The 24,610-nt window shown below is 42.0% G+C and carries 21 protein-coding genes; 8 read left to right on the top strand and 13 right to left on the bottom strand.

Going from position 1 to position 24,610, the window contains the following annotated elements:
- Positions 1 to 484 precede the first annotated feature (484 nt).
- From H0262_RS11680 to H0262_RS11670, 3 genes are all read right to left on the bottom strand, one after another.
- The gene (locus tag H0262_RS11680; protein ID WP_259275462.1) at positions 485 to 964 is read right to left on the bottom strand and encodes a hypothetical protein; all 480 of its coding nucleotides are present in this window, start codon (positions 962 to 964) and stop codon (positions 485 to 487) included.
- A gap of 349 nt (positions 965 to 1,313) precedes the next feature.
- A complete protein-coding gene (gene pssA, locus H0262_RS11675) occupies positions 1,314 to 2,261 on the bottom strand; it encodes a CDP-diacylglycerol--serine O-phosphatidyltransferase (RefSeq protein ID WP_011512903.1) in 948 nt (315 codons plus the stop codon).
- A 10-nt stretch (positions 2,262 to 2,271) separates the two neighbouring features.
- Entirely contained in the window at positions 2,272 to 3,147 is an 876-nt protein-coding gene (locus H0262_RS11670; protein WP_181210860.1) for a 23S rRNA (adenine(2030)-N(6))-methyltransferase RlmJ, read from the bottom strand.
- A gap of 150 nt (positions 3,148 to 3,297) precedes the next feature.
- On the opposite strand from H0262_RS11670, the gene H0262_RS11665 reads away from it, so the two are divergent.
- Both H0262_RS11665 and dapE read left to right on the top strand, forming a co-directional pair.
- Positions 3,298 to 4,056 carry a 2OG-Fe(II) oxygenase gene (locus tag H0262_RS11665; protein WP_181210859.1) on the top strand — a complete coding sequence of 253 codons (759 nt, stop codon included), beginning with the start codon at positions 3,298 to 3,300 and terminating at the stop codon, positions 4,054 to 4,056.
- A gap of 81 nt (positions 4,057 to 4,137) precedes the next feature.
- Positions 4,138 to 5,361: a succinyl-diaminopimelate desuccinylase gene (gene dapE / locus H0262_RS11660; protein ID WP_181210858.1), complete on the top strand. Its 1,224-nt coding sequence runs from the start codon at positions 4,138 to 4,140 to the stop codon at positions 5,359 to 5,361.
- A 66-nt stretch (positions 5,362 to 5,427) separates the two neighbouring features.
- On the opposite strand, the gene H0262_RS11655 is transcribed toward dapE, so the two are convergent.
- The 6 genes from H0262_RS11655 to H0262_RS11630 form a co-directional block, all read right to left on the bottom strand.
- Positions 5,428 to 5,952, bottom strand: a complete 525-nt coding sequence (locus H0262_RS11655) for a GyrI-like domain-containing protein (RefSeq protein WP_181210857.1) — start codon at positions 5,950 to 5,952, stop codon at positions 5,428 to 5,430.
- Positions 5,953 to 6,050: 98 nt separating this feature from the next.
- A complete protein-coding gene (gene iscX / locus H0262_RS11650) occupies positions 6,051 to 6,260 on the bottom strand; it encodes a Fe-S cluster assembly protein IscX (protein ID WP_011279849.1) in 210 nt (69 codons plus the stop codon).
- Positions 6,261 to 6,359: 99 nt separating this feature from the next.
- Positions 6,360 to 6,923, bottom strand: a complete 564-nt coding sequence (locus H0262_RS11645; protein ID WP_181210856.1) for an acyl-CoA thioesterase — start codon at positions 6,921 to 6,923, stop codon at positions 6,360 to 6,362.
- 154 nt (positions 6,924 to 7,077) lie between these two features.
- Positions 7,078 to 8,460, bottom strand: coding sequence for an NAD(P)(+) transhydrogenase (Re/Si-specific) subunit beta (locus H0262_RS11640; protein WP_181210865.1), 1,383 nt, complete (start codon positions 8,458 to 8,460; stop codon positions 7,078 to 7,080).
- A gap of 14 nt (positions 8,461 to 8,474) precedes the next feature.
- Complete coding sequence (locus tag H0262_RS11635) at positions 8,475 to 8,810, bottom strand: proton-translocating transhydrogenase family protein (protein WP_201765220.1); 336 nt, start codon at positions 8,808 to 8,810, stop codon at positions 8,475 to 8,477.
- Positions 8,811 to 8,932: 122 nt separating this feature from the next.
- Positions 8,933 to 10,090 carry a Re/Si-specific NAD(P)(+) transhydrogenase subunit alpha gene (locus H0262_RS11630; protein ID WP_181210855.1) on the bottom strand — a complete coding sequence of 386 codons (1,158 nt, stop codon included), beginning with the start codon at positions 10,088 to 10,090 and terminating at the stop codon, positions 8,933 to 8,935.
- A gap of 474 nt (positions 10,091 to 10,564) precedes the next feature.
- On the opposite strand from H0262_RS11630, the gene yaaA reads away from it, so the two are divergent.
- Entirely contained in the window at positions 10,565 to 11,365 is an 801-nt protein-coding gene (gene yaaA, locus H0262_RS11625) for a peroxide stress protein YaaA (protein ID WP_181210854.1), read from the top strand.
- A gap of 206 nt (positions 11,366 to 11,571) precedes the next feature.
- On the opposite strand, the gene groL is transcribed toward yaaA, so the two are convergent.
- Positions 11,572 to 13,221, bottom strand: coding sequence for a chaperonin GroEL (gene groL / locus H0262_RS11620; protein ID WP_181210853.1), 1,650 nt, complete (start codon positions 13,219 to 13,221; stop codon positions 11,572 to 11,574).
- 96 nt (positions 13,222 to 13,317) lie between these two features.
- Entirely contained in the window at positions 13,318 to 13,611 is a 294-nt protein-coding gene (locus H0262_RS11615) for a co-chaperone GroES (RefSeq protein WP_025652227.1), read from the bottom strand.
- 506 nt (positions 13,612 to 14,117) lie between these two features.
- On the opposite strand from H0262_RS11615, the gene H0262_RS11610 reads away from it, so the two are divergent.
- Positions 14,118 to 14,888: a DUF3108 domain-containing protein gene (locus tag H0262_RS11610; protein WP_181210852.1), complete on the top strand. Its 771-nt coding sequence runs from the start codon at positions 14,118 to 14,120 to the stop codon at positions 14,886 to 14,888.
- 122 nt (positions 14,889 to 15,010) lie between these two features.
- On the opposite strand, the gene H0262_RS11605 is transcribed toward H0262_RS11610, so the two are convergent.
- Together H0262_RS11605 and wrbA are read right to left on the bottom strand one after the other, a co-directional pair.
- Entirely contained in the window at positions 15,011 to 15,493 is a 483-nt protein-coding gene (locus H0262_RS11605; protein ID WP_181210851.1) for a hypothetical protein, read from the bottom strand.
- A gap of 52 nt (positions 15,494 to 15,545) precedes the next feature.
- The gene (gene wrbA / locus H0262_RS11600; RefSeq protein WP_181210850.1) at positions 15,546 to 16,163 is read right to left on the bottom strand and encodes an NAD(P)H:quinone oxidoreductase; all 618 of its coding nucleotides are present in this window, start codon (positions 16,161 to 16,163) and stop codon (positions 15,546 to 15,548) included.
- Between the two features lie 252 nt (positions 16,164 to 16,415).
- Between wrbA and H0262_RS11595 the strand changes: the two genes are divergently transcribed.
- The 4 genes from H0262_RS11595 (at position 16,416) to H0262_RS11580 (ending at position 24,596) form a co-directional block, all read left to right on the top strand.
- Positions 16,416 to 17,984 carry a YihY family inner membrane protein gene (locus H0262_RS11595; RefSeq protein ID WP_181210849.1) on the top strand — a complete coding sequence of 523 codons (1,569 nt, stop codon included), beginning with the start codon at positions 16,416 to 16,418 and terminating at the stop codon, positions 17,982 to 17,984.
- 161 nt (positions 17,985 to 18,145) lie between these two features.
- Entirely contained in the window at positions 18,146 to 21,334 is a 3,189-nt protein-coding gene (locus H0262_RS11590; protein ID WP_220432429.1) for a M66 family metalloprotease, read from the top strand.
- 330 nt (positions 21,335 to 21,664) lie between these two features.
- The gene (locus tag H0262_RS11585; protein WP_259275461.1) at positions 21,665 to 23,287 is read left to right on the top strand and encodes a DUF2254 domain-containing protein; all 1,623 of its coding nucleotides are present in this window, start codon (positions 21,665 to 21,667) and stop codon (positions 23,285 to 23,287) included.
- Between the two features lie 34 nt (positions 23,288 to 23,321).
- Positions 23,322 to 24,596, top strand: coding sequence for a sodium:proton antiporter (locus H0262_RS11580; RefSeq protein WP_181210847.1), 1,275 nt, complete (start codon positions 23,322 to 23,324; stop codon positions 24,594 to 24,596).
- Positions 24,597 to 24,610: the final 14 nt, after the last annotated feature.

Here is a 24,610-nt window from a genome sequence, read left to right as displayed (position 1 = left end):
ATTCTGAATCAGCAAAAATCCACACAAGTTGTTCTTTAGTTATGCTTTTAAATAATGTCTCTAACTGTCGTCCAGTTAGAGTATTCTTACTAAATATGCTAAACCAATCTGGCTTATCCTATTTAGCGAGCTGACCATCATATCATGTTTTAATAGTCTGTCAACTTCTTTTCTTAATTTGTTTCTTTAAGTTAACTGGTTAGTTATTGTGTAATCACACAGTAGCTGATTCCGGTTCGTCTTAATGAGGTGCGTATTATAGACGCTTTAATTAGTAAGTCAAGAAGTAAATTATTTTAATTTGAGTTAACTTAAAAGTAATTTTTTCGGTTGGCTAAATTGTCTAAGCGGTAAACCACTCCAACCCGCCTTCCTCTCCGACTGGGTGGCAGTATACTCGCTTTAGAGAAGGGGTCAAGAGATTATTAGGGTTTATTTTTACTTGGTTGAAAACACTAGGCTTGGCATTCAATGCAAGATTCCATTAAGGACAAAGACTTTTCGTCCATTTCCCTACTTTATTACCGCGAACACATTGATATTGCACCCCATACTGCACCCATTGCCAATTTAAATCAGACGGCTTGCCTTTTAAGGTAAAACTAATACGGTAACGTTCTGCACTCACACTATCATCCATGAGACCAGAACGGGTAATGACAACAACCGCTGTCTTAGGCTGCGATTTTGATGGATAGTAAAAAGCTTGTGCCAAATCATAATCCGCATCTACTTCGTTAATACTGCTATTGATTAGTTTAAGCTTTTCAAGACCACAAGCAATCAGCCCTTTTTTAATAGAGCATGGTGCTGATGCGGAAGTTACTGCACCACCATTGATATTTAGATGCTTAAAATTAGCTGGATTGGCAGCTTCAGCACGAGATATCGTACTTACTGAATTACTAGTAGTGGCATGTGTAGAGACTGAAACAAATGACAATGAAAACAAAGCGCTTGCCATCAAACCTCTTAACAAATTGTTTGAGGTCCTTGAAACAGGTAATAGGCGATTCAAAATAGGTAAGTTCAGCATAATAACCTCGGCTTAGTTATCAAATGGCGTTATAGGAAGACTAATCGTATAAACTTTATATAGATTACAGACAATAGCATTGGATAAGGCTTTAATATTGCACACAATCAACAGCTATTTGTAGTGTTTTATTTTAACTTTTCACTTGTTGTGGTTATCTCTATCAGAGCTATAAATCAGTATTTAATAAAATAGCATGCAAACAAAAACCGCCTATTAAAAAATAAGCGGTTTTTTGTGTGTCTTAAGTTAACATTTACTATAAAAAGCTATAGTATTAACTGGTCGCTTTGGCTTGTAAGGTGCTAACAATACCTGACAAGGCATAAATAACACCAATCGCTAAAATGCCGACTGGAATATCATATAACACGATACTCATGACCAATACACCAACGATAAGCACCACGAAAGGGACTTTCTTCTTATCAAACTCTTTAAAACTATAGTATTTGACATTGCTAACCATCAGTAAACCGCAAATAACGACCCAAGCGGCAAATAAAAACATCACAAGCGTATCATATTGTCCGATCCATTGATTATGATCAACAGCAACCATAACAGCCGCTGTGACCAAAATAGCGGCAAGCGGACTGGCTAAACCAACAAAGTACTTCTTATCGACTTCACCAATCTGCACGTTAAAACGCGCTAGACGGAAGGCGGCACAGGCAGTAAAGACAAACGCACAGCCAAGCCCAATACGACCTAATGGCTGCAAAGCAAAGCTATAAATTAAGATTGCCGGTGCAACACCAAAAGCTAACATATCGGCAAGCGAATCATACTGCTCACCAAAGGGGCTTTGCGCATTTAACATACGCGCTACCCGACCATCTGCACCATCCAAAATAGCCGATAAGAAAATCGCTAAAGAGGCTTTATAGAACTCACCTTGGGTACTGGCTAAAATAGAATAAAAGCCTGACAGCAGCGATAAAGTGGTGATCAAGTTGGGCGCTAAATAAACACCGCGACTGACTACCCGCTTACCTTCAGCGACTTCTGCTTCAATCACCTCGAACGTCAGCCCATCATAGTTCTCATTATCCGCCAAGCGAATATCGAAATCATGCTCATCCACAAAAGGCGGTTGAGTGGCAGCGCTATCTTGTAATAAGGGCTCTTTGATCAAACCGTCATTCATCACTTTATCAGTGACCAGACTGCCCTTTGCAAGATTGTTTTTTTCAAGGCTACGTGATGATTGATCAGTCGTCATATCAATATCCTTATTCGCCAACCAACCAGCGGACGGTGGTTGCACTATCAGGTGTTAAATCTGGTGCATCAGCAACTTTTAATACAGGCTGTAAGAAACGCAATATCTCACGCGCTTGGTTATCAAACTGCCATGGCGGATTGATCACAAGTAGCCCTGTACCGTTCAGACCGACAGCGATATCTTTAGGATAGATATTTAGCTCACAAACCAGCTGACGTCTCATCTCAGTACGCTTGAGCTTTTTATAGAACAGCTCAACCGCGTCGATGTTCTTAATTGGGAACCATAATGCATAAGTGCCTTGTGGCCACTTGTTATAAGAATGCACCAACAAATCGATTAGACGCGTAAAGTCTTTATGCTCCTGCTCGTAAGGAGGATCTAAAAATATCAAGCCACGCTTTTCTTTTGGCGGAATCACGGCAGCGATACCTTCAAAAGCATTGCGATGATGAATACCAATTGGCAATTTATGTAGCTGATAGTTCAGTGCATCATATTCACTGGCTTTGGCTTCAAACGCTTCACCGCGCAAGCCAGCATCTGGATTTTTTTCAACATGATGGGCAATCCACCACGGCGAACCCGGATAGACTTTTTTGTCATAGGTAAAACGGGCTTGGTTAATACCTTCCATATAGTCTTTGATGGCAGCTGGTGCTTTTTCGACATCGGCTTTTACTAAGGCTTGAATACCACCTTTGGCTTCACCAGTCTTGCGCGCCTCTTCACTGCCGAGCGAATACAGTCCACGACCGCCATAAGCATCAAGCACATAAAAAGGTTTGTTTTTTTGCCCCATTTGGTTCAGTAGTTGTACCAATAGAATGTGTTTAACAACATCGGCAAAGTTACCAGCATGATAGGCGTGTTTATAATTCATAAGTTCAAAAGTTTAAATAAGAAAAATTGCATCTATGGTAGCATAGGATGGCTAAAAGATAACGATGGTTTTGGTAAAAAGGCATAGATTGGTCGAGTAAAGGTATAGATTGACGGTGTAATGACAGATAATGGACGATAGCGAGACAAAATGACGAAGATTATTAGCAATCTTGATGTAACGACGTTGGTGGTTGATAATCCAATAGGTAAGGAGAATCCGCCACTGTTATCTGTACATCCTACTAACTATAATAATCAGGCGCTGCCGACCCAACATTTATTACAATCCTCTGATTTTGAGGTTAATTGGGAACACAAGCTGACAGATAAACAGCTGGATACGTTTGTTGATGATGGTTGGCTCATTATTGACAATGTCTTTGAACGAAAAGCCTTATTAGCACTGCAGGCGGAAAGTGGCTTTATTGATTATCGTGATGCTCAGCTAACGGCGGGTATTCGTATCAGTGATATTCGCGGTGATAAAATACGCTGGATTACCAAAGACTTTTTTGCAGGATTTTATTATCTACACAGTATCAATGCGCTTGCCAACTTATTCAATCAAGGCTTGTACGCTGGTATTCGCCATAGCGAGGCGCATTATGCTTGTTATCCAGTAGGTTTTGGCTATCTATGGCATAGTGATAATCCAGCTGGACGTAATGAACGCGTTATCTCGGCAGTGTTTTATCTTAATGATGAATGGACAGCGAATGACGGCGGCGCGCTAGAAATCGTTGATAAACATGGTGTCCATCATAATGTAATGCCTGTCGCTAATAGGCTTGTAATATTCGATAGTGACTTACGGCATCAAGTGCAAATCGCCCATCGTCAGCGTTATTCTATCGCGACTTGGATGCGCCGTGATGGCTTAGTGCCATTCGTAGAAGACGTTATTTAAGTACTGTAATATTCATAAAGACTCTCTTACCAGCTACATCTAACCATCCTATCTATCCCTCTATAATAAAAAAGGCTTCCCATGTCAGATTCTGATAAAAACTTAACTTCTCAATCTCATCAGCAAGCAACTCATCAACAAGCAACATTGGATTTAAGTATCGCCTTACTTGAACGTCCGTCAGTGACGCCAGATGATGATGGCTGCCAAGACATATTGTCTGAGCGGCTAACGCAAGCAGGCTTCGACTGCGAGTTTATGTATTACGGTAATAGACAAGCAAAAGGCGAACACGCTGAGGTTAAAAACTTATGGGCGCGCCGTGGTACCACCAATCCGGTCATTTGCTTTGCCGGTCATACTGACGTCGTCCCAACAGGCGATGAAAAAAACTGGACTTATCCGCCATTTACCCCAACCATTGCAGATGGCTATTTATGGGCACGCGGTGCTGCGGATATGAAAACTGGCATTGCTGCGTTTACCGTCGCTGCTGAACGTTTCGTTGCCAATCATCCTGAGCACAATGGCTCAATTGCCTTTTTAATCACTTCAGATGAAGAAGGTCCGTCTATTAACGGCACAGTCAAAGTAGTAGAAACGCTAGAAGCACGTAATGAGAAAATTACGTACTGCTTAGTGGGTGAACCATCTAGTACTGATACCCTAGGTGATATTATTAAGAATGGTCGTCGTGGCTCACTCGGCGCAGTACTTACCGTCACTGGTAAACAAGGTCACGTTGCCTACCCGCACCTTGCCTCAAATCCCATTCATGCGGCTATGTCGGCACTCGCAGAACTGACCAATGCTACTTGGGATAATGGCAATGATTACTTCCCTGCGACTTCACTACAAATATCTAATATCAATAGTGGAACGGGCGCGACCAACGTCATTCCTGAAACCCTAGAGGCTGTATTTAACTTCCGCTTTTCGACAGAAACGACTGAAGATGAACTAAAAGCAAAAACCCACGCTATCTTTGATAAATATTTCGCTGATAGCAAAGCAGCTTATGATATTCATTGGAAATTATCTGGTCAGCCTTTTTTGACGCCTGAAGGTAAATTGGTCTCAGCATGCCAGCAAGCGATTAAATCTGTGACTGGTACTGATACAACATTATCAACTTCTGGCGGCACATCAGATGGACGCTTTATCGCACCAACCGGTGCGCAAGTGGTCGAACTTGGCGTGCGTAATGCCACTATTCATCAGGTTGATGAAAAAGTTGAAGTAGATGACTTAGGGAAATTGGCGCAGATTTATGAAGGGATTTTAGAGAATTTACTATTAGATTAATAAGCACTAGTAAAAAAAGCGCCATCTCATACAGATGGCGCTTTTTTATTATAGATATTAATTACTTTACTCAATACCAATATATAGCTCGACTTGACCATATTCTAACTTACCCTCAACGTAACGCTCAAAGTCGACGTTATAAGTTCGAGTATGCTCACAGCTTGGATTATTGAAATACGTCCATGCTTTTTCCCATGCATTCATCACGGTATTAGGCATGTTACCGTATTCAGAAAACACCATGTATTTTCCTGCAGGGATGCTAACAGTCACTAGATTGCTTGCATTTTTATTCTTACTAGCTTTGACAGTATTAGCGGTATCGTCATTGTCTGACTGTTTTTGCTGACTTTCCACCTTCCAACTCGCAACCACATCAAAAGCGCCTACATCATCACTCTCATAGTTATGATAGATACCATAGATATCCTGACCCTTTTCAAGTTGGCTCACGTGATTTTTGTAAAAACTTTGCCATAGCTTACCTAACTTTGCCGTTTCATGGCTGATTTCATCGGTATTGGTGGTGCGTACGCTGATGCCTGTGCAAGTTTGTACGTCGGTTAGTTCTTGGATTGGTGCAGTCATGAGACAATATGTCCTGTTTTCATTTGAGATTATGTTTATTAAAGCTATGTTTGTTATTAAGGCTATGCTAATTATTAAAAAATAGTAAAAAGGTCAATCTAGTCCGCTTCGTCGATCCAATTCATCTGAATCGCTTCTAAGATACCTTCATTGGAGCGTTGCGGATCATCATCAAAGCCTTCAAGCTCCGTCACCCAGCGATGCAAATCCGTAAAGCGAATATACTGCGGATCAGTCTCTGGAAATTTTTCATAAAGCTCAATAGCGATATCTAAGCTGTCTGTCCATTTTAACTTCTGCGGGGTCATAGTAGCTCCTTATGTTTTCAATTATTTTTATAAAATAGCATTATAAAATATATATGCGCTATCCTACCAAAATTCATCATAGGATTATAGGCAAGTTGGTTACGCAGCCTTTGTTGATTTAGTCAACTCAGTAGATTGAGCAGCTTTAATCGCCACTTGATGCTGATTCCATGACTCAATAACTTCTGTCAGCTGTTCGCCAGTCATATCTAGCACCCCAGTTGCGCACTTACCTTGCTTATTGGTTAAAACAAACTTGGTCATACCCACTGCCATCAACTGGTTTTTAACAAAAAATCGATGCTCAAAATAGACATATTTTTTATCCCAACCGACAAGCATACTATTGACTGTTATCTTATCTAGAAACTTAATTTGTTTAAGATAGACCATCTCCTGCATAGCGATAATCCAGCCGAGATTTTTAATGCCTTTTTGATGACAGCAGTTCATCAGCCATTTGGTGATATTTAGCTCAATAAAAGACAGATAGCGATAATTAGGCAGATGATCGCGAAAACCCATGTCATGTGGTAATACCCGATACTGACGCACAGTTGGTGCTGTCAATGTTTCAATACTCAGGTGATTGCTTATCGATTGCTGCTTAAGTTGTTGTTTGAGTAGGCTTACCATAATAAAGAAACGCAGCAGCATATTCATAAGAAACCTTCTTATTTTATAATATTGATAATGAGAAAATACATTGTAGATAACTTTAGATGGGCAATACTCTAACGCAAAAAAAGCCACCTCAGTGACTTTTTTATGTGAAAGCTTCTGTTTAAAAAATGATGTGTAAGACCTATTTTAAAGATTAATGACCAGCGCCGTTGATACTACGTACCATCTCTTCGACCATCTTCTTCGCATCACCAAAGATCATCATGGTTTTGTCCATATAGAACAAGCTGTTATCAAGACCAGCATAACCCGTACTCATAGAACGCTTAATGACCATCACCGTTTGCGCTTTGGTCACTTCTAGAATTGGCATACCAAAGATTGGTGATGTCGGATCATCTTTCGCAGATGGGTTTACCACGTCATTGGCACCGATAACTAATACCACATCCGTACTGGCGAAGTCTGAGTTAATCTCATCCATCTCAAGAATGTCATCATAAGGGACATCGGCTTCAGCCAATAGGACGTTCATATGTCCTGGCATACGACCAGCAACTGGATGAATGGCAAAACGAACATTAACGCCTTCTTCTTTTAACAGCTCATACAATTCTTTTACAGCGTTTTGTGCACGACCTTGCGCCATACCGTAACCTGGGACAATCACCACACTACTGGCATTTGCCATAAGGAAGCCAGCATCTTCTGCTGAGCCTGCTTTGTAATTCTTTGGCGCGCCATCATCGCCGCCAGCTGCGACCGCTGATGTACCCATACCCCCAAATAATACGTTGAGTAATGAGCGATTCATAGCTTTACACATGATGTAAGATAGAATCGCACCTGACGAACCGACTAGCGAACCTGCGATAATCAACATCGAGTTGCCAAGGGTGAAACCAATGCCTGCTGCTGCCCATCCTGAAAATGAGTTCAATAGCGACACGACCACTGGCATATCACCGCCACCGATTGGGGCAATCCACATCCAACCAAAAATCACTGCAATCACTGCCATCGCATAGAATGCTGGTAATGAATCAGTGACAAAGTACACACCACCGAACGCAATCATCGCAATGAAAAGTACCGCTTGGACAGGTTTTACCCAACTACCAACTAAGGTTTTAGCCCAACTTTTAGCTGCCAATTTACCAAAGGCAAAGACCGACGCTGAAAAAGTAATCGCACCGATGAAACAACCGATAAACAATTCAACACGGGCAACCGCGCCATGCTGTTGCCCAGTATGCAGTACCGTTGCTAATGCAATTGCTACCGCTGCCAAACCGACAAACGAGTGCATCAAAGCCACCGTTTCTGGCATTTGGGTCATGGCGACCGTCTTTGCTTTCCACATACCGACGATAGCACCCAATACCATCGCACCGATGATTAACCAAAGCACTGGACCTTCTGCTAGGAAGAACGTTGTTACAACGGCAATCGCCATGGCAACCATACCCAATCGATTACCACGAATCGCCGTTTTTGGGCTAGATAAACCCCGTAACGTCAAAACAAAAAGAATGGCACCGACCAGATAAAACCAGTCCGCATTAGCCGCAATCATATTTGATAAGTCACTCATGCGTCACCCCCAGTATCCGTTGTTACTACTGCTTTTTTCACTTTTGGCTTAAACATCGACAGCATACGCTCAGTCACGGCGAAACCACCAAAAATATTGATACTGGCTAAAAATACCGCAAAAGCCCCAAGTAAACTGGTCGGCGTAAATATCGAATTATCAATAGTGACGGTCTGTAGCATTGCACCGACAATAACAATACTTGATAAAGCGTTGGTTACAGCCATTAAAGGCGTATGCAGTGCAGGGGTTACACCCCAAACAACGTAGTATCCGACAAAGATAGCCAGTACAAATACGGTAAAAATCGCTACGAATGGCGTGCTACTCATGGCCGCACCGGCTGGCGCTGCCGCTAAAATAGTGGCAATCATCTTATCCTCCTAAAATTTGTTCGTGTCTGGCAAATGTACGATAATGAAACTATCAAGACCTGAAATTTAGCATTTAGCACTTAGCGTTTAGCAAGACGTACTTGATTGTCATGCGTTACCGCTAATGCGCCTTGAATCTCATCTTCCATGTCTAAGTTGAGTGCCATTGTGTTTGCTGTAGCGTCATCTGTAGCGGCAGGCGCAATTAAAGTGGTGATAAAATTAACGAGGTTATTGGCATACAAGTCTGATGATTGCGCCGCCAACTGTGAGGGAATATTAGCTGCACCGACAATACGCACGCCATTTGACGTCGTAATCGTTTCATCAGGGACACTGCCTTCAACGTTTCCACCAGTGCCAGCAGCCATATCGATCAGTACCGAACCAGCTTTCATCTTAGCAATGGTTGATTGGTGTACCAAACGCGGCGCTTGACGACCCGGAATCTGTGCAGTCGTAATGACGATGTCAGCATTGCTCAAGGCTTTATCAACAATAGCAGCTTGGTCTTTGATATATTGCTCAGATGGCGTCCACGCATAGCCGCCTGTAGATTTAGCTGTCTCAGCCTCCTCCGCACTCATCGGGACATCAAGCCATTTACCACCTAATGACTCCACTTGCTCGCGAGCGGTCGGACGTAAATCACTGGCTTCAACGACAGCACCTAAACGCTTCGCCGTCGCAATCGCTTGTAAACCCGCAACCCCAACACCTAGAATAACGACTTTGGCAGGCTTAACCGTACCAGCTGAGGTCATAAACATCGGAAACGGACGCGAATATTCATTGGCAGCGAGCAACACCGCTTTGTAACCGGCAAGGTTGGCTTGTGAAGACAAGACGTCCATATTCTGTGCGCGTGATAAGGTGCGTGGCAATAGCTCCATGGCAAAGGCGGTAGCCCCTTTAGCAGCATAAGTATCCAGTTGGGTATTACGATAGGGATCAAGCATGCCGATAATAATTTGACCAGACGTTAAACTAGCAGTCGTTGACGTCGGCAAATCATTGACGGTAGTAATAATCTGAGACTGTGTGACGACGTCAATGCTACTATTGGCGATATCAGCACCCGCAGCCTGATATAATTCATCCGCATAATAAGACGCTTGACCTGCACCTGACTGGATGACAACCTCAAACCCAAGTTTGCGTAACTTTTTTACCGCGTCTGGGGTTAATGCCACCCGACTCTCACTTGCGCTATCTGCACTAATAACACCAATTTTCATACTGTCTCCTTACGTCTAATGACTACTTTTAATACCCTAACGCACCTCTAAAAAGCACAGGGGACAAAAAAATCTTTGGTCAGGGTTTGTTTAACACTTAAGACCAAAGATTATCAATTTAATAAATGATAGCTCGTTTGCCATCATGCCGTTTTATTATAGATATATCGTCTGCCAACTTTCATTGTCTAATGATGACCCGCAAGTAAAATAAAAGTTAGCTATTTATAACATTATCATAACTTTTATTGTTATATTAAAAAATTTTATTTATTCTTAAGTAGCTTGAAGCCTTTAGGCTATTGGCTTACACGAGTTATCACAATGCCTATAATAGTTGATATATGTCCATGATGAGGCTTAAAAGTACAAAACAGCCACGCGTAAGTCAAGTTAAACCTGTAGGTATCGTATAATGAGAAAGCTCGAAACATTAATGGAGTGTTTATCACTTCACTATAATAAGGAATAATTATGTATTTTTTACTCTCTCCTGCCAAATCTTTGAATGAAACAGATACTGCCCCAATGGATATTAGCAGCTACTATAGTCAGCCTGAGTTAATCGAACATTCACAGGCGCTGATGAAGATATTGAAGTCGAAGGAGCCGATTGACTTACAAGAGCTTATGAGTATCTCTGATGATTTGTCGCAGCTAAATGCTAAACGCAATCAAGATTGGGCTTGGAGTGATAACGAACTGTTTACGGATGACAATGCCAAACCAGCTGGTTATTTGTTCGATGGCGATGTTTATACTGGACTTGATATGTATAACATGGATAAAGACACCGCCATTTACGTCAATGAACATTTGGGTATCTTGTCCGGTCTTTATGGCGTGCTAAAGCCACTGGATTTTATTCAGCCGTATCGCTTAGAGATGGGCACCAAGCTGAAAAATGAGCGTGGCGATAATTTATACGAGTTTTGGGGCGAAGAAATCACTGAGATTATTAATAAGCGCATGGCTGATAGCGATGACAAAGTTTTGGTTAACCTTGCTTCTAATGAATACTTTAAAGCGGTAAAGAAAAAAGCTTTGAATGCGGAGATTATCACGCCAAGATTTGAAGATGAAAAGAATGGTCAATATAAAGTGATTAGCTTCTATGCTAAAAAAGCACGTGGACTGATGGTGAAATATGCTGCGGATAATAAACTGACCAATGCTGAGCAGCTTAAGCAATTTGATTTGGCAGGTTATTATTACTGTGCAGATGTGTCGGATGATAAGACGTGGACGTTTAGACGGGATGAAGCAAGTCAGTAATTTTCAAAACAATATCTAATTTGCATAAAAAAACCCCAATAAGCTCAGCCTATCGGGGTTTTATTTGAACTAGGTTTAACAAGTACGTTATGACAAAGTCATACTTCTAGCGAAAAGCGATTTGTCGAGGAAGACGCGCGAAAATAGTACCTATTGTACATTGAGCGCGTCTGACAAAGAGAAATCGCTTTGTAGCAGAAGTAGAGTTACATCATGCCGCCCATTCCACCCATACCGCCCATTCCACCAGCACCGCCCATGCCAGCCATACCGTCATCACCTTGCGGTAAATCAGTAATCATGACTTCAGTGGTTAGCATTAGACCGGCAACAGAAGCTGCGTTTTCTAGCGCTGAACGAGCGACTTTAGCTGGATCAAGGATACCCATCTCTAGCATATCGCCATATTCGCCAGAAGCTGCGTTGTAACCGTAGTTACCACTACCACTCTTCACTTCATTCACTACCACTGAAGCTTCTTCGCCTGAGTTGGTTACGATTTGACGTAATGGTGCTTCCATTGCGCGACGTAAGATATTGATACCAGCGTTTTGGTCGTCGTTATCGCCGCGTAGCTCAGACAATGCATTCATGGCACGAACTAGCGCAACACCGCCACCAGGGACAACACCTTCTTCAACTGCGGCACGAGTGGCATGTAACGCATCATCAACGCGATCTTTCTTCTCTTTCATTTCAGTTTCAGTCGCAGCGCCAACTTTGATAACGGCAACGCCGCCAGCCAGTTTCGCCATACGCTCTTGAAGCTTTTCTTTGTCGTAGTCAGACGTTGATTCTTCAACTTGACGTTTGATAGATTCAACACGGTTTTCGATATTTGCTTTGTTACCAGCGCCATCGACGATAACGGTGTTTTCTTTACCGACAGTGACTTTCTTAGCGGTACCAAGTTGCTCTAGAGTAGCAGTCTCAAGGCTCAGACCAATCTCTTCAGAGATAACCGTACCGCCAGTTAGCGTTGCGATATCTTCTAACATCGCTTTACGACGATCGCCAAAACCGGGTGCTTTAACGGCACAAGTTTTTAAGCCGCCACGCATGTTGTTCACAACTAGAGTTGCCAATGCTTCATTTTCTACGTCTTCAGCGATGATTAGCAATGGCTTGCTCTGCTGCATGACTTGCTCAAGTAATGGCACAATCTCACGGATGTTGCTGATTTTTTTGTCAACCAATAGAATATATGGGTTTTCAAACTCAGCAGTTAAACTGTCTTGCTTGTTCGCAAAGTACGGGCTGATATAACCACGGTCAAACTGCATACCTTCGACGACTTCTAAGGTATCTTCAAAGCTTGAACCTTCTTCAACAGTGATAACGCCTTGCTTACCGACTTTTTCCATCGCTTGCGCAATCAATTCACCAATTTTGGTGTCTGAGTTGGCAGAGATAGAACCAACTTGGGCAATTGCTTTTGAATCATCAGCTGGAGTAGATAGCAAATGGATTTGCTCAACAGCCGCACGTACCGCTTTATCAATACCGCGTTTTAGATCCATTGGGTTCATGCCAGCGGCAACTGATTTCATGCCTTCTTGCAAGATTGACTGAGCCAATACCGTTGCAGTAGTCGTACCATCACCAGCAACATCGTTGGTACGGCTAGCGACTTCACGGACCAATTGAGCGCCCATGTTTTCGAATTTGTTTTCAAGCTCGATTTCTTTGGCAACCGAAACACCATCTTTAGTGATGGTAGGTGCGCCAAACGACTTATCGATTACCACGTTACGACCTTTAGGGCCTAGTGTGACTCGTACTGCGTTTGCTAGAACGTTTACGCCGTCCATCATTTGTTTACGGGCATCTATGCCGAATTTTACGTCTTTTGCCATGTTAAATTACTCCACTATTATAAGTATGAGAATGCAATTAAATGTTTCAATGAGATTGTCAAAAATGCGCTGAGTATAAATTAATACTCAAAAGGACTAGCCTTCTAGCACACCCAATACATCAGATTCTTTCATAATAAGTAGTTCTTCGCCGTCAACCTTGACAGTTTGACCAGCATATTGACCGAACAAGACTTTGTCGCCGGCTTTTACATCTAACGCGCGAGTTTCACCGTTGTCACGAATCTGACCGTTACCAGTTGCTAGCACTTCACCTTGTGAAGGCTTTTCTTGCGCTGAACCAGGAAGCAAGATACCACCAGCCGTTTTTGTTTCTTCTTCTATGCGGCGGACAACAATACGATCATGTAAAGGACGAATATTCATCAATATGTCTCCAATAATTGGTTATTTAAGTTAAAGATTTATTTGGTTTGTTAGTCTCAACACCCTATCTTCAAAAGCCATCTTATAAAAACGCTTTTATTAAGATAAGCCTTGAGCTTGTTTCAAAAAGTGGGGGCATAGCGAGGTAGCTTCAAGTGTAAAGACCAAAAATTTACAAGAATTTCCTAATTAGAGGGGTGTTTGTCGATAAGCAATACTAAATCTCTGGGAGTATTATGCAATAAAGGCATTAAGTGAGTAATAATCCAGTAGAAAAGACCAGTATTCTATACGCCTATTCTTACTAAATTTACAGCAAGTTACTCATAGGCCAAGCATTACTTAAGATAGTAACATCAACTACAAGAGCCAAACGTCAGCGTAAGTTCTCCCTCTTGAAAATGTAACAGAGTATGACCATTATAAGCATTGAAAATATAATATTAGTTAACAGTAAGTTCGAATCGACTTAAGTAAGTTATTTGATATCAATCTATTAAGGACTGTCCATGAGTTTTTCATTTACCAATAAAAAACTATCCATAACCGATTATAATGACAAGAATAACGGTAAGGTTAAATTCTTAACCGTGTTGACCACTGGAGCGAGCATAGCGGCTATCAGCGCTTTAAGTATGGCTGCACCAACGATTGCCAGTGCAAAAGACATTCAACCGTCGAGCGCCGATTATACGTTTACGATTGAAGACAAGTATAAAGGTACCGCCACTCGTGCTTTAGATAAGTCAGGCAACACATGGAAATATAATGTCGATGCACGGGTTGCCGGTATCGCAAGTGCTGCGCAACATAGTACCTTTACTATCAACGGTAATGCGGTTATTCCAACCCAAGCCAGTACCACTTATAAACTACTGGGTATCGGTCGTACGCATAAACTCGATTTTAATCCCCGTGGTAAAAAAGTCGTGAGTAATTATAGAGGCAAGTCGACCACGTTAAATATGGCGCAGCAAGCCTTTGATGATTTGAGCCTTGAGGTGCAAATTCGCCAAGACTTGTTAAATGGTAAATTCTCTGGCAATTACTACATGGCAAAACACGATAAAATTGAAAAAACGCCGTTTAAAAAATCTGGTAATACCAAGATAACGGTCCCTGCTGGTACCTTTGATACGGTGCGTGTCGACCGTATCCATGATGACAATAGCCGTTCGACCAGTTTTTGGTTGGCACCAAGCTTAGATTACTTACCGGTAAAAGTAAGCCAGATTAATGATGGTAAGAAGATGGATTTAGAATTGTCTAAAGTGAACTAAGAGCCTCAACTCTACGGCTTAAAACATTAAAAAATCGGCATGCTAAATAGCATGCCGATTTTTTAATGTAAATTTTTTATTAAGCACTACAGATGAATAGCATTGGAATAGATATCAATGACTTATGAGCGTGGCTGTTTAACCACATTATTCATCGAAGGTAGGCGCTTTAATAAGATAAACAGCCAGATATTAATCGCAAATAGTAGGACGAAATCAATGAAATAAACAGCGATTTCTGCCCAACTACTGCCATAAGCACGTGTGAACAATACAACCCCACTTGCCCCTAAATATACCAAAGTAAACATACTGTCTATTAATAGCGCATAAGGCGAGCGCCCGCGTAGTATCGATGGTGTTAAGACAAATGCTGGTACTAACCATAGCGCTTGCCATGCAATACCACCGATAATATCAGGGTGACTAGGATTAAAGATATTGATCAAAAGAGGCAAAGCAAGCAATCGAAAGGTTAGCCAAACCAGCCATGTCCCCATCAGGCGCTGACGAACAGGCATAATCGGTTTCAACAGCTGGGTTGATTGACTGCTTGTTTCGGATATTTGCTGTTGACTGTCATCATGAGAAAGGTTAGTAGCCATTAGAGGTATATATTTCCTAATTGTTCATGCCAAACAGTAATAGATAAGCGCATTAACGGCTCCAGTTAGCTTGCGATAATGCAGATGCCGTGATCGCCAAGCGACGCCCTTGAGCGATGCCAAGCTCGCGCTCATCAGCAGAGACAGCCTGATCATGGGATGCGCCGCTCACATGACTTGCACCATAGGGTGAACCGCCACGCGTGGTACGGTTTAAAGCAGGTTCAGCATAAGGGACGCCCACAATCATCATACCATGATGCAACAGTGGTAACATCATCGTCAGCAAGGTCGTCTCTTGACCGCCATGCATAGAGCCTGTCGCCGTAAATACTGACGCTGGCTTGTTCTGTAAATTGCCTGCCAGCCAAATGGTGACGGTATTGTCCCAAAAATACTTCATGGGCGCGGCCATATTACCAAAATGGGTTGGGCTACCAAGTGCCAGACCGCTGCAATTTTTTAGATCTTCCATCGTGCAATACAAATCACCGTCGTCCGGTATCGCAGGCTTGCTTGCCGTGGTTTCGGGCGCGACTGTCGGTACCGTACGGATGCGCACGGTCATGCCAGCCTCTTCGATACCCTGAGCGATAGCATAGGCTAATGTCTTAGTCGTACCATAATTTGAATAATAGAGTACCAAAACATAAGGGGCGGTCTGACTCATTAGCAAAACTTCCTTATAAAATCGTTAACAGTAATATAGATATTGCCCATTATGCCCGAGTCATTCACTGACATGCAAACAAACCCTGCTACTTGGCAGCATACTTAACCTAGCAGCCAAGCAAATTATCTGCAGTACTTTACTTAACTACTCAATACAATCTAATGCATATTGACACAATTAACGCGCAGATTCAGACAGAGCATGTTTGTTACACTATCCGCACTCTATTATCCTTGTTAGATGGTCGTTATGGAAAATCTATTAAAAAAAATACCTTTTTTACACCAACGTTGGTTTCAGTTCCTACGTTTTTTGACGCGGCACTTTTTTGAGGATAACTGTCAGCAAAAAGCTGCATCATTAACCTATACGACTTTGTTGTCGATTGTGCCTATATTAACCGTACTGCTGATGATTTTGTCTTCAGTGCCAGCACTTGCTTCAGTTAGGGCGCAGATTTATGAAGTCATTTATAGCAACTTGCTGCCACAATCGAGCTTGCAAGTCAGTAAATATATCAATAACTTCGCTGAAAAATCATCAAACCTCACTATCATTGGGGCGATGTTCTTACTTTTTACTACCATCATGACTTTGACCACCATTGAGCGCGCTTTTAACCAAATATGGCGCGTAGAAGATCGTTCTGGCGGCATGAGAAGTATGCTGCGCTATTGGACCATCGTCACGTTGGGACCATTAGTATTAGGTACGGCATTCATCGCCTCAAGTGCTGTACAAAGCCTGAGTTTGTTAAATAGACAAATTGGCGGCTATGGTATTGATTGGTCGTTTTGGGTACAGATGGTATCGATTGCAGTTACGATCGCTGGTTTTATCAGTATGTATTGGTTTATTCCAAAAGCGCGAGTACCAGCAAAAAATGCTGCGATTGCAGGTGTCTTTGTAGCGATTGTCTTTGAGCTGATGAAACATCTATTTGGTACAGTGATGGCGAACTTTACCAGTTATGAAGCGATCTATGGCGCATTTGCTGCGCTGCCGATTTTCTTATTATGGATATATCTGTCATGGAATTTGATTTTATTAGGGGTTGAGATCAGCTATACCCTAACGATATTTGAGACAAAAGAGGTTTATCCGCGCCATCCATTTTTAAGCTTGCTTGATATGTTAAATCTCGTTTATACCCATCACTTAAAAGGTGAAGCGGTGAGCGAACAAGCGCTACGCAATGTCCTCGGACGTAAAGAACTGCCAAAATGGTATACCTATATCAATTATCTGCAAGACAGTAACTTGATTACCATGACAGAAGATGAGCACTATGTACTCAAAAGAGATTTGAGCAAAATGACCTTGTGGGATTTTTATCGTACCCTGCCTTATCCATTGCCTATCAAAGATGAACTTGATGAGATGAGCCTAGAAGACCAAAAACCTTGGCTTAGCTTATTGGTTAATCGCTTTGAAAATACCGAAGCCTATGCCAAAGCACAATTGAATGTGCCGCTCGGTGCTATTTTTGCCCATAGTGAACCACGTAAGAAAACCTCTGATGACAAATCCCCTAACCATAAAAACGAAAAGTTTCAAAAAGAGAAAAATGAGTTTTTTAGGAAATCTAGCGCAGCTACCTCCAGTCATTTATTACAAGAGCCTCTAGATAGTAAGGATGACATGCCGAAGTTTGAACCAGTCGCTTATGATAAGGATAGCGACATAGAGCGTGACGAGCACAATCGTGAAATTCTTATTCCACAAGACAGCATTGACGATAAAAATCAAATAAACGCTAATTTTTCTAATGCTAAACGCGATATTATTACTGAAGCCGATAACCCAAGATCGATTTGAGTGTTTAAGCATAAAAGATATACTACCTTTTTGTCGAAACATAACAAAAATCTTTCAATGAAATGCTAAAGTAATAATAATACTTATCTATTGAACAAATGTCGTACATTATATTAACATAGCTGTTATATTATCCTCATCATAAAAATGAGGATATTTCATTGAAATCTACAATAATATTTCCACTAAAAGCATTAAGTATCGGTATTTTTTCTATTATACTTGCTGCTTGTGGTGAAGGTGATGCAAACACACAAACAACAGTAAACCCTCCAGCAATAACTCCGCCTTCTAATAAGCCGCCAGTAACCAATATTCCTGCTACGCCGCTTGAGCCAAGTACGCCTATTAAGCCGCCAGTAACCAGTATTCCTGCTACGCCGCTTGAGCCAAGTACGCCTATTAAGCCGCCAGTAACCAGTATTCCTGCTACGCCGCTTGAGCCAAGTACGCCTATTAAACCGCCAGTAACCAGTATTCCTGTTACACCACTTGAGCCAAGTACGCCTATTAAACCGCCAGTAACCAGTATTCCTGCTACGCCGCTTGAGCCAAGTACGCCTATTAAACCGCCAGTAACCAGTATTCCTGTTAAACCACTTGAGCCAAGTACCCCTATTAAGCCGCCAGTAACCAGTATTCCTGCTACGCCGCTTGAGCCAAGTACGCCAGTCAAATATCCAGAACCAAAAAAGGATATTGCTGATTTTTATTTGTTAGGGTTTTTTGATCATGATGGTAGAGCGGGTGAAATTCGTACGATTCGTCCAGACTTGGTTGGTGATTTCCAAGCAATGGTTCAGTTTGGACAGAACCATGTGGTTGATCCACAAAGTAACGAAGCAAAAAATATGCCGCGCCTGACGGCAGAAAAAGAAGCTCTGTTGTTAGTGACGCCTACTCTTGAAATGGGTGACATTACTACATTAGTGGCTGAAATTTATAAAGATGGGGTTTTATTGCGAGCTATCAATTTAGTCGATCCTACTCAAATTCCAGATACGGATCAGACCAATGCTGACCAACGTCCTCGCGTTTCTTATAGTAACCGTGGATGGTCAACCAAGCTCAATTGGGATGAGGTACAAGGTGGTCTCAAAATCCGGATTGTGGATGACAAAAATCGTAGCGGTGAACTGTTAGAAGATAAAATAGACTTTGCTGCACCAGGCGAGCTGGTATTGACCAATATCCGTCTGGGTATGCTAACGGATGCACCTCAATCTTGGGGGCATTACATGTTACGCGACCCAGAAAGGGCTGGCTCAGACTACTTCCAAACCATTCCAGCGGCACAAATGACCGTTGCTAAATATGATGACCTCAAGCTTGATCGAGTAATGGTTGCCAATGGCACTATTTATGATTCGGTGAGTCACTCAAATGGTGGCGTTTATGATGGCGATATGCGCGAAAACACTGGTAAATCAACCTTTGGTGTCGGCATTAACTTAGCAAACTGGGGTGTCACCAGTGCCTCAATGCAAAGCCAAGAGCAGCCACAATTGACCCAAAACGTCAATGCGCATCATGCCCGCGGCAAATATACTAATGGCGAACATAATCACGGCTTAAGCGGTGGTAATGGCATGCTGACCTTAATTGACTCTCAAGGTAATGAGTTCAGTCACGAAATCGGTCATCATTATGGCTTAGGGCATTATCCTGGCGCAGTAAACGGAGATAACTTTTGGGCAGAGCATCATGCCAATAGTGGTTGGGGCTATAACGGTGTTCGAAATAAAATGCGCAGTAACTTAGACTGGCCACGACAAGTCGAAGGTGATGGTCTTAATGGCAAACCGCTTTTCTTAGCCACCTATGGTTACGGTCGTGATGCGATGTCTGGTGGCTCTCATAGCGGCGCTTATTCAAGCTACACTCATTACACGGGTTATAGTACAAAAATTAAGATACAGCCAGCATTTGATAAAGCAGTATTTGACGCTGATTCACCAACTGGCTATAAGAAATGGAATGCTGAACTTAGAAAGATGGAAGTCATCCAGCCTAAAGTATGGCAAGGTTCTAAAAACGTTTGGTACAACAGTGCCGACGGTAATTACTTAAAACCACGTTTACAAGGTGTGCCTGTTTTTACTATTTTAGGTGGTTATGACCCTGTAACACAAAAAGGCATCATTTATCCTGAGGCACGCGGTAACTGGGGTAACGTCTTTGATTTACCGAAACCAAATAATTCTCTTGAAGCAGCAAGCTGCTGGTTGAGCGTTACTTACAGTAATAACGCGGTTAATACTATTGCTCTGGCGCCTAATCGAATGAATGGCAATGCCAATAAATTCCATGTTAATTTAGCCATTGCTGAAAATCCAAAAAAAGTAGATTTGTATTGTAAAAAGACCAATGAAGCACAAGTACAGCTCTCAACCATTGATATTCGTCAATATAGCGATACGATTAAGCCCGCTGTTACCTTTGGTAAAGAGTATGGCTATACAGCACTTAGAAAAGTTGAATTACCAATCTTAGAGCAGAAACTCCTTGCTCAAGCTGAAAACTCGATGGTGAGCTTAGATATTAATAGTCAGTTGTTATATGATTCTTATAAAATGTATCGTGACGAGCTCATTAATGAGCTTAGCCCTCTCGCATTCCAAACATTAGAGCGTTATGAGCAGCAACAACAAACCATGTACCGCTTAAATCGTTGGGTCAATGTATATCGTACTGATTTAATTAAAAACGAGCCTGAAGCCCTTACCGAATTTCAAAAGTTTGTTAAAGCGTTAGGACTAGAGGATGACAGGCCTCTAGAAAACGCCACTCCCCTGCTTAACGGTAAAAACTGCCTTAAAGTAGAAAAGTTAGAAGATAGTAAGTTAAATGCCTTTATTAGTGGTCCAAGTGCCTGTACCGGTGATGACTCTGAGCAATGGATTCAAGATACGAAGGGTAAAATTCATAGCAAAATGGCGATGGATCAGTGTCTAACAACTCAAGGTGGTGTGGTTAATTTGGCAGCTTGTAGTCTTAATATTGATGCGCAGCACTGGGAAATGGTTACTAGCACTAAAGAAATTAAGCAAGGAAATCAATGTTTTGATTTAGAAGGTGGTTACTTAAAAGATAATCGCGCACGCTTAATTCGTTATGGTTGCAACGGTGGCGGTAATCAAAAATGGACGATACTGACTAAAAATCCAAGCTTTATCTTAGCCACAGTTGGTAACAATCTGCCATTAATTGTGAAGAGCCTACAGAAACAGACAGCAATGAAGAACAGTAGGCAAGTTCAGTCATTGAATGTGGATAGCAAAGAAGATCCTTCAGTACTAGCAAAAGTAGGCACCGCGATAAGCACGTTTCTTGATGATTTGTTCAGTTAATATGAGATTTAATGACTGTCAACGATAATGGTGGCGGTAATCAGAAATGAGCTTCAATGCAGTAAAATTCAAATTTAATAGTGCCCACTATTAGTGATGCTTTAAAGTTAATCATTCATAGCATGAATACACAATAACGCTCATGGGTATAAAAATAACCAATACTGAAAAATAAGTCTCAATGAGGCTTATTTTTTTATCCTATTTTTAATGGATTATTTTCAGTGAATCAGGTAATTTGTTTTTAAAAGCTTTTGTTGTCAGCAGTCTGATTCTATAGAACTGCTGACAACAAAAGAAATACTACGATCATTTTTGGAGCTGCTCACGTTGACTAAACATGCTGAAGACAACTTATTTAAGCGTCTATCAACGTCAAGTCTCAAAAGACTGCGGCAGTTTTTTCAGTTATGGTCGCTAAAAACGCTTACCAATTTACCCGATCGCCTAACGAATTTGTGGCAACAGCTGATTGGCTCTTACTGGTTTATACCGACTGCCTGTGTGCTGGTAGGCATCTTGCTCGCTCCTATCCTTGTAACGATCGATGAGCATTTTGATCGCGACATGGTCAGAGAGATTACCTTTGCCTTCACTGGCGATGATGACGCCGCGCGCGCTATTATGACCACTATTGCTGGTGCGGTACTTGGCGTGGCAGGCACGACTTTCTCGATTACCATTGCTGTATTATCAATGGCATCTTCACAATTTGGTCCTAGATTACTCCGTAATTTTTTGACCGATACGCCCAATCAGTTCGTTTTGGGCGCGTTCATCGGTACGTTTAGCTATAGTTTGCTAGTGTTAAAAGCCATTCATAAATACGATGTTGGTTTTGGTGTGCCGCAATTGTCGGTGACCTTTGCCATTATTATGGCGATTATTTGTGCCCTTCTACTAGTCTACTTTGTGCAACATATGGTACATGCTATTCAGGCATCGCATGTGATTGAAGGTGCCAGCAATGAGGCAATTAAAAACATTCATTATTGGTACAGCGACCGCTGCGATATCGAGCACCAACGTAATATCGAGCATCATGATATCGAACAATTTCATCACTGGTCTGCGACGCCTATTTATCCACCGTACTCAGGCTATTTGCAGCAGATTTATTTTGAATCACTCATTACCTTATCGCAAGATTATGGCGGCGTGGTAGAAATAAAGAGCAGTCTCGGTCACTTTGTCACCGACAAAAATGTGATTGGCTATTTTTATCAGCGTCCGGCAGACCATCCAACTAACCTACAAAAAACAAAAACGCCGCATTTGGCGCTTGTGCCACGTTCGCCTGATGGGCTGTTTTGGCAACGTTTTGCTGGTTGTATACGTCTTGAACAGCGCTTGACGCAATCTAATGATATTGCTTATAGCTTAGGGCAAATGACTGAAATTGCCGTACGCGCATTGTCACCAGGTATCAATGACCCAAAAACAGCGGTTAACTGTGTTCAATCGCTGACCAGCTGTCTGAGCATTATGATGCGCTGTCAACCGCCGACGCCGTATCATTTTTATAAGCCGTTAGATGAGACAGATACACCAGATACTATCAGCCATCAGCCGTCAGCCATCCTTGCCGTTGTTACACGTATCCCTAAAATATCAGATTTTATTGATAGCTCACTTGGTGAGATACGGCGTTATGCAGCAGCAGATCTGATGGTATTAAAGGCGCTATGTCAGGCAATGATTGACTTGAATTATGCTAGGGTTAATGAGGCGCAGCAGCAAACGCTCATACATGAGATAAAATTGATTGAGCGTGCCGGCGCGGATAATTTAAATTACCATCAACTCGCTGATGATTTGACCGCAATGTGTCAACAAGCAGAGAAATTTATTATGAGTGAAAACGCCCAGCATCACTATTTCCATTATGTCAGTGATTTTGATGCCCATATTCGTCAGGCACTACAAGCCCAATCGAAACAAGTCAGAGCATAGTTGACACCTCTTATTACCCACTTGAGACTTTTTTATGGACCCTACGAGCAGCCTGACCATACTCGAAATTAGCGCGATATTTTTATCTATCACTGCCCTATTAACTTACGTTAACCATCGATTTATTGGCCTACCCACAACTATCGGTGTAATGGTTATCTCGATATTATTGTCGATCGGGGCGATATTTTTAGGATTTTTAGGGTTTGATCAGCTTATTGATTATGAAGTCAGTTTATTAGGCCAGCTTGATTTCACTGAAGTCTTACTTGATGGCATGCTGTCTATGCTGTTATTTGCTGCCGCTTTGCACGTCAATATTGGTGATCTAAAACGTTATAAGCTGCCTATTGGTATTCTAGCGTTCATAGGTACTTTAGTATCAGCACTGCTAATTGCAGGTGCTCTATATCTAATGTTGCCGCTGTTTGGTTTCGAGCTGTCTTTTTTATGGTGCTTACTATTTGGCGCTTTGATATCTCCAACCGACCCTATTGCAGTGATGGGTATTTTAGCCTCTGCGGGCGCCCCAAAAAGCATAGAGACGGTCATCGCGGGCGAATCGCTATTTAACGATGGTATCGGCGTCGTCATCTTTGTACTGCTGCTCGGTATTTTATCGAGCGGTGATATCCCAACCGCCAATTATGTGGTGCACACCTTGGCAGTCGAGGCTGGTGGCGGTATTATTTTTGGCTTAGTACTTGGCGCGATTTTATATTACATGCTCAAAAGCATCGATAGCTATCAAGAAGAGGTTCTACTGACCCTTGCCGGTGTCATAGGCGGATATGCGCTGGCCAGTCATTGGCATTTATCGGGACCACTAGCAATGGTAATGATGGGGCTGATGCTTGGTAATCGCGGACGAGCACTAGCGATGAGTGATAAAACGCGCCATTATGTTGATTTGTTTTGGGAATTGATCGATGAGATTTTGAACGCAATTTTATTTGTATTAATCGGTCTTGAAGTGGTGATGATTGCTTATTCAGCCAATTTATTTATCGCTGGCGCCTTAACGATTGTGATTGCCTTACTTGCTCGATTTATTGTGGTCGGCATGACCACCAAAACCTTTCATCGACAGCTTGACTTGCCAGCAGGGGCTTGGAAGGTGCTAACATGGGGTGGACTACGAGGTGGTATTTCAGTTGCTTTAGTATTGCAACTCCCAACAGGATCTGAACGCGATATACTACTGGCCCTAACTTATGCAGTCGTTATATTTTCTATACTGGTACAAGGGTTAAGTGTAGGCAAGGTCGCTAAAAGCATTCGTACTGATGAAAAAACAGCCGATATATAAATCTTAGATTACGT

The sequence above is a fragment of the Psychrobacter sp. D2 genome (genome assembly GCF_013608135.1).
Lineage (GTDB): Bacteria > Pseudomonadota > Gammaproteobacteria > Pseudomonadales > Moraxellaceae > Psychrobacter > Psychrobacter cryohalolentis.
Note: the sequence above shows the minus strand (reverse complement) of the source record. Positions and strands in the feature narration are given on the sequence as shown.

What these genes read in the sequence shown, in the direction of transcription:
- H0262_RS11680 (WP_259275462.1), bottom strand. Translation starts at nt 964, where the DNA reads ATGGCAAGCGCTTTGTTTTCATTGTCATTTGTTTCAGTCTCTACACAT.
- pssA (WP_011512903.1), bottom strand. Translation starts at nt 2,261, where the DNA reads ATGACGACTGATCAATCATCACGTAGCCTTGAAAAAAACAATCTTGCA.
- H0262_RS11670 (WP_181210860.1), bottom strand. Translation starts at nt 3,147, where the DNA reads ATGAATTATAAACACGCCTATCATGCTGGTAACTTTGCCGATGTTGTT.
- H0262_RS11665 (WP_181210859.1), top strand. Translation starts at nt 3,298, where the DNA reads ATGACGAAGATTATTAGCAATCTTGATGTAACGACGTTGGTGGTTGAT.
- dapE (WP_181210858.1), top strand. Translation starts at nt 4,138, where the DNA reads ATGTCAGATTCTGATAAAAACTTAACTTCTCAATCTCATCAGCAAGCA.
- H0262_RS11655 (WP_181210857.1), bottom strand. Translation starts at nt 5,952, where the DNA reads ATGACTGCACCAATCCAAGAACTAACCGACGTACAAACTTGCACAGGC.
- iscX (WP_011279849.1), bottom strand. Translation starts at nt 6,260, where the DNA reads ATGACCCCGCAGAAGTTAAAATGGACAGACAGCTTAGATATCGCTATT.
- H0262_RS11645 (WP_181210856.1), bottom strand. Translation starts at nt 6,923, where the DNA reads ATGAATATGCTGCTGCGTTTCTTTATTATGGTAAGCCTACTCAAACAA.
- H0262_RS11640 (WP_181210865.1), bottom strand. Translation starts at nt 8,460, where the DNA reads ATGATTGCGGCTAATGCGGACTGGTTTTATCTGGTCGGTGCCATTCTT.
- H0262_RS11635 (WP_201765220.1), bottom strand. Translation starts at nt 8,810, where the DNA reads ATGAGTAGCACGCCATTCGTAGCGATTTTTACCGTATTTGTACTGGCT.
- H0262_RS11630 (WP_181210855.1), bottom strand. Translation starts at nt 10,090, where the DNA reads ATGAAAATTGGTGTTATTAGTGCAGATAGCGCAAGTGAGAGTCGGGTG.
- yaaA (WP_181210854.1), top strand. Translation starts at nt 10,565, where the DNA reads ATGTATTTTTTACTCTCTCCTGCCAAATCTTTGAATGAAACAGATACT.
- groL (WP_181210853.1), bottom strand. Translation starts at nt 13,221, where the DNA reads ATGGCAAAAGACGTAAAATTCGGCATAGATGCCCGTAAACAAATGATG.
- H0262_RS11610 (WP_181210852.1), top strand. Translation starts at nt 14,118, where the DNA reads ATGAGTTTTTCATTTACCAATAAAAAACTATCCATAACCGATTATAAT.
- H0262_RS11605 (WP_181210851.1), bottom strand. Translation starts at nt 15,493, where the DNA reads ATGGCTACTAACCTTTCTCATGATGACAGTCAACAGCAAATATCCGAA.
- wrbA (WP_181210850.1), bottom strand. Translation starts at nt 16,163, where the DNA reads ATGAGTCAGACCGCCCCTTATGTTTTGGTACTCTATTATTCAAATTAT.
- H0262_RS11595 (WP_181210849.1), top strand. Translation starts at nt 16,416, where the DNA reads ATGGAAAATCTATTAAAAAAAATACCTTTTTTACACCAACGTTGGTTT.
- H0262_RS11580 (WP_181210847.1), top strand. Translation starts at nt 23,322, where the DNA reads ATGGACCCTACGAGCAGCCTGACCATACTCGAAATTAGCGCGATATTT.